The organism is Gottfriedia acidiceleris (assembly GCF_004138285.1).
Taxonomy (GTDB): Bacteria; Bacillota; Bacilli; order Bacillales; family Bacillaceae_G; genus Gottfriedia; species Gottfriedia acidiceleris_A.
This window is the reverse complement of record NZ_SCFN01000042.1, coordinates 1-5,987: the sequence shown is the minus strand read 5'-3', so window position 1 is coordinate 5,987 and position 5,987 is coordinate 1. Positions and strand designations below refer to the sequence as shown.

The 5,987-nt window shown below is 29.9% G+C and carries 5 protein-coding genes; 3 read left to right on the top strand and 2 right to left on the bottom strand.

Going from position 1 to position 5,987, the window contains the following annotated elements; all coding sequences use genetic code 11:
- Positions 1–174: 174 nt before the first annotated feature.
- Together EP747_RS23715 and EP747_RS23710 are read left to right on the top strand one after the other, a co-directional pair.
- Complete coding sequence (locus tag EP747_RS23715; protein ID WP_129692446.1) at positions 175–684, top strand: hypothetical protein; 510 nt, start codon at positions 175–177, stop codon at positions 682–684.
- A 395-nt stretch (positions 685–1,079) separates the two neighbouring features.
- Positions 1,080–1,946, top strand: coding sequence for a phosphotransferase (locus EP747_RS23710; protein ID WP_129692445.1), 867 nt, complete (start codon positions 1,080–1,082; stop codon positions 1,944–1,946).
- A gap of 95 nt (positions 1,947–2,041) precedes the next feature.
- Here the strand turns inward: EP747_RS23710 and EP747_RS23705 are convergent, their stop codons facing one another.
- Both EP747_RS23705 and EP747_RS23700 read right to left on the bottom strand, forming a co-directional pair.
- A complete protein-coding gene (locus EP747_RS23705) occupies positions 2,042–2,755 on the bottom strand; it encodes a class I SAM-dependent methyltransferase (protein WP_165347275.1) in 714 nt (237 codons plus the stop codon).
- Between the two features lie 172 nt (positions 2,756–2,927).
- Complete coding sequence (locus tag EP747_RS23700) at positions 2,928–4,829, bottom strand: endonuclease MutS2 (protein ID WP_129692443.1); 1,902 nt, start codon at positions 4,827–4,829, stop codon at positions 2,928–2,930.
- Positions 4,830–5,637: 808 nt separating this feature from the next.
- Between EP747_RS23700 and EP747_RS23695 the strand changes: the two genes are divergently transcribed.
- A complete protein-coding gene (locus tag EP747_RS23695; protein ID WP_129692442.1) occupies positions 5,638–5,925 on the top strand; it encodes a hypothetical protein in 288 nt (95 codons plus the stop codon).
- The last annotated feature ends 62 nt before the right edge of the window (positions 5,926–5,987 follow it).

Sequence of the window (5,987 nt, the reverse complement as noted above, 5' to 3'; positions counted from 1 at the left end):
AAACAAATATACCATCTCGTCCAAATGATTGCAAGCATTTCTTTTACAAAAAGTTAACAAAAATGATTTACGTAAATTTCAAACAAATTAATTAGTTGATTGTACAACTAGGTATAAGTACAAGCACAAACTATTCCTCTTCCATAGATTAGTACAAGAAAAGGAGGAATTGTTATGCAATGTAATGAAGCCCATCAATTATGTAATAATTTTAGAGGGCAGGTTGTACGCATTTTCGATAAAGATGGAAAAGAGCATGTTGGTCGTATTACTAGAGTAACTGATGATCGAGTATTTATTGAACCAGTCAATCAACATCGCCAAGGCTCTAATTCTTCAAATAGATCATCAAATCGTAATAGAAATAACATGAATAGAAACCAATCTAATAGAGATTTCTCAGAAAGAAACTTTTCAAATAGAAGTTCCCGCAATGAAAATCGTTTTGATAATATGTTTGGTAATCGCTTTGACAATAGATTTGATGATAGGTTTGATGATAGATTTGATGATAGATTCGATAGAAGATTTGACAGAAGGTTTGATAGAAGATTTGATAGAAGAGACGATAGAGATTTTGACAGAGATGGATTTAGATGCGGATTCTTCGGCTGTGGGTTCGGTATTTCAATTGCACTCGGTTTTGTTGCAGGAGTCGCGTTAGCTGCATTATTCTTTTTTTAATAGCTCAATATAATCTTATATTCAATTACTGTGGGGATGTCTCTTTAGTCAATTGCTGACTTCTGAGACAGCCTTTTTATTTTATGGGTGAATAAGGGTATTGAAACACCCTCAATATACTTTTTTATAATTAATACAAAAATAACTTCTTCACTTTAGATAAAGAATAAAAGCATTAACTATGTGTAGGAGTTATCATGAAAAGAATCATTCAAATAATTTTTATTTTATTCATACTTAGCTTGTGTACGTGTACTTATACAATTTCCAAAACATTTTTATACATAAATAAAGTGGAGATTAATAAGCATTTTCCGATCTATCCTCATGGTGACCGTTGATTTATAAGAGTATACTTAAATAAGTACATTATTAATAACAAAGGTGAGGATACTATGCAAATAGAATCATTAATAAATGATTTATCAAATATGAATGTAATTAACAAAAAAGAAATTAAGTACACTCAACTAACCGGTGGAACATCAAGCAGTATATATCTTCTAAGTAACAGCAAAAACGATAGTAAATTTATTGTTAAGTTAAATGATCCTCGTGTACTAAAATCAGAAGCATATTTTCTTAATTTCTATAACACTGTAGATTTATTACCCAATTTACTATTTGCTGAAAAAGCATTCAAATACATAGTTTATCCATTCATTCCAGGTAGCACAAATTATGTTAAACAAAACAAAAAAGAATTACTTATAGCACTTGTTGAACAGTTAATAAATAATTACGAATCCTACCCTAATGCTCCAGGTTGGGGATGGGCAGTTGATTTATCGAATTCATGGTCAGATTTTCTTATGAGTAGAATGACAGAGTCTTATAAAATTTTAGATTCGTATTTAGATAAGCAAGATCATACACTTGTCTTTTCTATTGTAAACAATTCAAATCAAATCACTTTTCAAGGAGAACCTTTTTTATTACACGGTGACTGCGGTATACATAATTTTATTTTTAATAAAGGCGAGTTAAGAGGAATTATAGATCCTACTCCAGTGTTTGGTGATCCACTTTATGATTTAATCTATGCGTTTTGTTCTTCACCAGATAATCTAACAAAAGAAACAATTTACGCCGCAGTCAGTCATTTGAAATTTTTACAAAATAATGATTCTCACATAATATATAAAAACGTATTAGTTGGATTATATTTTAGGTTAGCTACATGTATAAAACATCATCCAAATGATTTAGCCGAATATTTAATAGCTTGGAATTATTGGACTAACTTAGTTAAAGCGACTTGAATTTTTTGGATATAAACAGTCTGATACTTTGGAATTAATTCAATCCTGGTAAGCGGGTGTTTTGTAAATAAAACAAAAAAGATAAGCTATTATGCCTATCTTTTTCTACATAAAAATACTCTATATCCTAACACATCTTTATAACGCACTAGTATTTCTTGAAATCTATGAAGTAATTCAATTCCCTCTGGTGGTAACTTTTGAAATGGTAGTGAATCAATTGAATTTGTTGATGTATTCATTATTGTATTACCTTTGAGGATTTTATAATCCCTAAAGCCCCCTTTGATTAATGCTTGTTCCCACTCTCTTACCGTTTTTACTTTTGATACACCATAAACATCCTTTATTTCACTTTCTTCTTTTAGTGTTAGTGGTCTCTCTGATGTCATTTCTATTGCAAGAAAATATCCACCTTTTTTTAACACTCTTACATATTCATGTAATGATTTATCTACATTTGTGAAGCTTGTTACTGATTCCGAAATAATAATATCAAATGAATTATCCTTAAAAGGAAGATTTTCTGCACTTGCTTGATGCAGAGTAACTGGAATTTTCTTTTTGTTAAATCGTTTTCTTGCATTAGCCAGCATCCGACTGTTTATATCGATTGTTGTGATTGAGCAATTGTAACTTTCATATAAATAGCTAGCAGTTTTACCTGAACCGCATCCAACTTCTAAAACCTGGCTATCTGATGTCAGTGGAAGAAATCTTAATGTTTTTTTTGTTAAATCGAACCCACCTGGATGTGCATCTTCTATATTTAATGTGGCGATTAAATCTATATAAGAAAATTTCCTCATATTTAAGACCCCAATCATGTAGTTTGGTATAGTCTATTCATTTAAACTTAAATTTGTTTTGTATTCTTGAAAACAATGAATTTTTTCTTAAATTAAAAACATCAGCTTTTGAGCTGATGTTTTGGTTTGTATACAAAGTGTAATAATTTGTTGAATATAAACGGCTGAAATATTACTCCCCGTTACTTCTCATTCCTTTTTGAATCTTTCGTAATGCCTTTTTCGAACCTCGTTCAATATCGTGCTGCAATTTCCTTGTGGCATAATCAACAAATAACGTATCTAAGTCATATCCTTCTGGATAAAGTTCTGCAGCTTTTACTTCTAAAGATATTCGTTTTTCATTCACTTCCAAAAATTCGCCATTGTAAAAAACAATGAGATTGTAAAAATTATCGATTTCTTTATAGACAATTCCAAAGTTATCAAAGTCTAATAATTTTACTCGGTCGCCTTTTTGATAGTTAGCCTTTTCTTCTGCTTTCAATTTGACAATCTTTGGTTTTCTTATTGCACTTTCAATTACTTTTTCTAATCGATATTCTTTATTATCCATATATTCCTTCGCTCTTTGAAGTACATTTTCTCGAATATTCATTTTCTTAGAAATCCATAGAGCATTACTTTCTCCTGATCTCCCGATTATTAACTTGTACATTGGTTCTAGTGTCTCACTATTAAATCGCATTGCTGCATTCATAAAGTCACTATGCATTTCTGAAAAACGTTTAATTTCACCATAATGAGTAGTTGCAACTGTAATACATCCCATAAGGTAAAATTCTTCCAAAATTGAAATTGCTAGTGCTGATCCTTCATTCGGTTCCGTACCACTTCCTATTTCATCAAATAGTAAAAGTGTATTATTATTAGAAACACCCATAATATCAGAAAGGTTTTTCATATGTGATGAAAATGTGCTTAGTGCATTTTCTATACTTTGATTATCACCAATATCAACAAAAATCTTTTCAAAAACTGCAATTTCAGTCCCCATGTCTCCAATGATATGGAAACCTGACATTGTTGCCAATGTTAGTAAGCCAATTGTTTTCAGAACGACTGTCTTGCCACCTGCATTAGGTCCAGTAATGATTAAACTTCGATAACTTTCCCCTATCTCAAAATTAAGTGGAACTACATTACCTGTTAATAGTGGATGTTTGCAATCAACTAACTTTATATATCCGAATTCATTTAATTTCGGCTCAACTCCACCAATATGTTTGCTAAATTTAGCTTTAGCAAACATCATATCATATTGGCTAATTAACTCCATATTTATATTTATTTCATAAATGTTTTCTAATATCATTCCTGAAAGGGTAGCTAATATTTGATATTCTTCCATTGCCTCTTCAGCCTTAAGGCTTGCTAACTCACTGTTTAATTTATTTACTGTATTCGGTTCAATAAAGACTGTTGCACCTTTAGAAGAAACTTCAATAATTAATCCAGGAACTTGCTTCTTAAAGGAAGCCTTAATTGGTATTGTATATCGGTCATCTTTCTTACTTATAAAAAAGTCTTGAATATACATTTTATTGGCACTACTACTTAGAAATTTATTTAAACGATCTTTAATTTTCTCTTCAACTGATTCAATATTATTTCGTATCCGTTTAAGATCCTTACTTGCCGCAGAATCAACGCTGTTTCCTTTTATTGAGAAGTTAATCTCATCTTCAATACTCATAAATTCACTCATTGAGTTTGCGTAAGAAGCGAGAATTGGGGCAAAAAATACGTTATCTTGCATAAATTTTTTAATTCTTCTACATCCTCTTAAAAAGTCCGAAATACTGATTAAATCACTCGGATCTAATATCACGCCCTTTTCAAGATTTTGAATAATCTTTTCAATGTTAGAGACACCTAAAAATGGTACATGTCCTTCTGCGTCTAATATTGCCCGAGCTTCAGTTGTCTCATTTAATCTATTTTTAACTACTTTTATATTGGTACTAGGTTCTAATTGATTTATCAATTTTTTACCTAATCCACTTATACAATAAGATTTTACAATTTCTTTTAACTCGTTATATTGTAATTTTTCAAATGTTATATTATTCAATTTTAATTCTCCTCTTTAATCTGATTTTATCGATCATAAATGGAGATACCCACCCGTTAGATTCCAATGAAATAGAAATAAAGATCTGTTTTTACCCGAAAAAATATAAAAAAGCTGCGGAGATACCGCAGCTTTAATCACATTACAAGGCAATCATAATTGAAATATAGTTAAATAAGCTATTACAGAATAGCCATACTAATTTCATTACACGCATTATAAAGTATTGTAGGTATCTTCATAGGTTTGAAATAAATACATGACAAAATTAAGGGTACGAATTCTACTAACTCCCCTTTTTTCATCCTATTTATTTCATTTATTTTTTTCCTATTTAGAACCTACCGCACTCACAAAATGCACCTCATTTATTATTATGTTCATTGAAATCTAACTTATTGAAATCATCATACTATGTGTAAATTAAAAAGTAAAGATGATCTACATTATTTACTATATGTGAGTAATTTAAATGTTCTACATCTTTTTTACCCTTCAGGTAAGCATTCAACTTTAAGTTTCATACTCACTTTAAGCCAATTGTAAAAAGTAAAAAATCTACCTTTCAAATTTGTAGCAAATGGAAATTTAGTTTAATAAGGATTAATTATTGTATAAAAATAAATTATGTAATTGAATATTTAATATAAAAACTGGAGATTTCAAATGAAAAATACAATAGCGTATCTTACTTTTAGTTTATTGTTCTTATTTAACTCCAGTACACGGAGAGATTGCAAATCATTTATTCCGTACTTAGTCTGTTAGTTTTAAAGGAGCCGATAATAACTGGGAAATATTACACCAAATGACTTTGGTCGGAACTGATATATTATATCAAACAACTATAAAGTATAAAGGAAAATATGATAAAGACTTAATTAAGTCAAACTCACGCTATTTGATTAGCTATAATGACGGAACGATCGGAGGAGAGACGTTTTTATTAAATCAATCTGGTGAATTTCATGGTAAAAAAAGAGAGTGCGGCGGATGTGAGTTTATTGATCAGGAAAAAGAAATATATTATGAAATTTATTGGAAAGATACTATAAGTACAATTATCTTAAAAAAAGTGGATAAACCAAATACTTAACCTCTATTAAAGTACTAAAGCATGTGATTGTTACAAAAAACGAACTGTTATAAACAGTTCGT